At 72.3% G+C, this 2,687-nt stretch carries 4 protein-coding genes; 3 read left to right on the top strand and 1 reads right to left on the bottom strand.

The genetic code is table 11. The annotated features are described in order from the left end of the window. A partial coding sequence (locus E1298_RS45990) for an acyl-CoA dehydrogenase family protein (protein WP_207945262.1) occupies window positions 1–171 on the bottom strand: 171 nt, incomplete at its 3' end. Between the two features lie 133 nt (window positions 172–304). Here E1298_RS45990 and E1298_RS45985 point away from each other — a divergent pair. Genes E1298_RS45985 through E1298_RS45975 form a run of 3 tightly spaced genes read left to right on the top strand, consistent with a single transcriptional unit; the run spans window position 305 to window position 2,682 of the window. Further along, window positions 305–559: a hypothetical protein gene (locus tag E1298_RS45985; RefSeq protein ID WP_131903663.1), complete on the top strand. Its 255-nt coding sequence runs from the start codon at window positions 305–307 to the stop codon at window positions 557–559. Beyond that, window positions 552–1,541: a polyprenyl synthetase family protein gene (locus tag E1298_RS45980; protein WP_131903662.1), complete on the top strand. Its 990-nt coding sequence runs from the start codon at window positions 552–554 to the stop codon at window positions 1,539–1,541. The genes E1298_RS45985 and E1298_RS45980 overlap by 8 nt, the downstream gene beginning before the upstream one ends. Further along, a complete protein-coding gene (locus E1298_RS45975; RefSeq protein WP_131903661.1) occupies window positions 1,534–2,682 on the top strand; it encodes an oxygenase MpaB family protein in 1,149 nt (382 codons plus the stop codon). The genes E1298_RS45980 and E1298_RS45975 overlap by 8 nt, the downstream gene beginning before the upstream one ends. Window positions 2,683–2,687: the final 5 nt, after the last annotated feature.

Here is a 2,687-nt window from a genome sequence, read left to right as displayed (position 1 = left end):
CTCCGGGAACCCGGCCCCGAGCAGCCCGGCCGCCGCGGCCCGGCGATGCAGCTCCCGGGGCAGCTCGCCCGCGTCCTCCCACTCCGGCAGGAACGGGACGATCTCCCGGACGGTGAACTCGCGGACCAGCCGCCGCAGCGCCGCGCGCTCGGGGGTGTTCCAGGGACTCATCGCGCCTCCTCAACATTAGAACCAGATTCGGAATCTAACAGCAGTGCCGGTCGCCCGTTTCGGTGGAGTGATGGATTCGGTACGCCTCCGCGTGTTATCACTAACGGTGTCGTCAATCGAACGGTGTGTGCGCATGAGTCGGGACGAGAAGTCCGAACCGCGTGATGAGGTGCTGTATCTGGCGGCCGGGGTCGTCGACGTCGCGCTGGACGGCGTGCGCGGCGTGCTGCGGCGGCTGCCGTTGGTCGGTGAGGCCCGCCGGGAGCTGCGGGCGCGGGGTGAGCTGGCGTGGGCCAGGAACATCCCGGCGACCGAGGCGCATCTGGAACTGCTGGCGCGGCAGGTGGAGCGGCGCGCCGCGCGGGACGCGCGGCCCGCCGGTGGCTGACCTGCGCGAACGGGTCGATCAGGCGCTGGAGGAGTTCGTCGGGACCGAGACCGCCGCCCTGCTGGACCTCGATCCTGACCTGAAGCCCGTCGTCGAGCAGGCGCGCCTGTCGGTGGCGGGCGGCAAGCGGATCCGTCCGGCGTTCTGCTACTGGGGGTGGCGGGCGGCGGGGCAGCCCGACACCGAGTCGGCGATCCGCGCGGCGGCGGCGCTGGAACTGGTGCACGCGGCGGCGCTGGTGCACGACGACATCATCGACCGCAGCCCGCTGCGGCGCGGCCGTCCCACCGCCCACGAGCGGCTCGGCGACGGTCTGGCCATCATGATCGGTGACCTGCTGCTGGCGTGGGCGGGACAGATGTTCCACGCCTCGGGCCTGCCGCGCGCGTTCCTGGCCCGGGCGCTCTCGCTGTGGGCCGAGATGGGCCGAGAGCTGATCGCGGGCGAGTGCCTGGAGATCCTGCGCACCGGCCGCCCCGCGGATCTGGACGATTCCCTGCAGATCCTGCGGCTCAAGACCGGCTCCTACACCGTGGAGTGGCCGCTGCGGATCGGCGCGGTGCTGGGCGGCGCCGATCCGCGGACGCTGCGCACCCTGGCCGCCTACGCACGTCCCTTGGGCGAGGCGTTCCAACTGCGCGATGACTTGCGGGGCGTGTTCGGCGACACCGGCACCACCGGCAAGTCCCCGCTGGACGATCTGGCCGGCCGCAGACCGACCGCCCTTCTGGCCCTGTCCCTCACCGGCGCGGACGAGGGCGACCGCACCCGGCTCCGGGAGCTGCTGGGCGGGCCCGTCGACGCGGCCGCGGCGGCACAGATCCAGCGGATCATGCACCGGACCGGAGCGCCCGACCGGGTCCGGCAGATGATCGGCGAGCGCACCGAGGCCGCGCGGGACGCCCTGCGCGGCGCGCGCCTGGCCCCCGAGGCCGTCCCCGCCTTGTCCCGACTGATCCATGAGGTGACCGCCGATGTCTGACACCACCCCCAGCCCCGCCGGGCTCTACAGCGACGCCTCAATGGACGCCCTGCGGCTCAAGGGCGACGAACTGGCCGACGCCACCGTCGAGGCCCTGTTCGCCAGGGACGAGGTGGCGCGGTTCAACACGCTGATGCGCTGGTTCACCACGTCCGGCCAGGCGCTGCCCGAGGGGCTGCCCGACGCCGCGCGCGAGTACCTGCGGGCGACCTCCACGCCGCCGGACTGGGTCGACTGGGGGATCATGGAACAGGCCCGGCTGTTCTTCATCGACAACGACGTGCACATCTCCACCGCGCTGTCGTTCGCCGCGATGCCCGCCTGCTACGTGGTCCCGCACGTGGCCAGGCTGCTGTCCGCCACGCATTCGCTGGACTATCCCGCACGCCGGATGGCCGAGACCGGGCAGTTCACCATCTACCTGATGCGGCCCGAGGCGTTCGAGGCCGGCGGCAGGTTCCTGCCCGCCGCGCAGAAGGTCCGGCTGCTGCACGCCTCCATCCGCCGCCACCTGAGCCGGGAGGGGCTCTGGCCCGAACCGGTGCCGATCTGCCAGGAGGACATGCTCGGCGGGCTGATGATGTTCAGCATCCAGGTCCTGGACGCCCTGCACCGCCTGGGCGTGCACATCACCCCCCAGGGCGCCGACGCCTACTACTACGCCTGGACGGTCGTGGGCGCCGTCCTCGGCTGCGACCCGGCCGCCATCCCGCCCGACCTGCACGCCGCCCGGGAGTTCTCCGACCGGTACATGCTGCGCCACATGGGCCCCTCACCCGAGGGAGCCCGCCTCACCCGGCAGCTCATCGACATGTACGAGCAGGTCGTCCCCGGCACCCTGCTGGACCCGGTCGTGCCCGCCCTGATCCGCTACCTGATCGGCGACACCTCCGCCGACTGGCTGGAGGTCCCCCGCTCCCGCTGGGACACCGCCGTCAAGATCGCCCCGGCCCTGCTCGGCGCGATCGAACGCCTGGAGGACCGCGGCCCCTGGGCGGCCCAGGTGTCCGACCGGCTCGGCCGCCTGGTCGCCACGCTGGAACTGTCGTCGCTGACCCGCGGCCGCGTCATGCACTACGCCATCCCGCAAGAACTCAAAGCCGACCACGGCATCGCTTTGAGTTCTTGCGGGATGGCGTAGTGCAT

It is taken from the genome of Actinomadura rubrisoli (genome assembly GCF_004349215.1).
GTDB lineage: Bacteria > Actinomycetota > Actinomycetes > Streptosporangiales > Streptosporangiaceae > Spirillospora > Spirillospora rubrisoli.
Note: the sequence above shows the minus strand (reverse complement) of the source record. Positions and strands in the feature narration are given on the sequence as shown.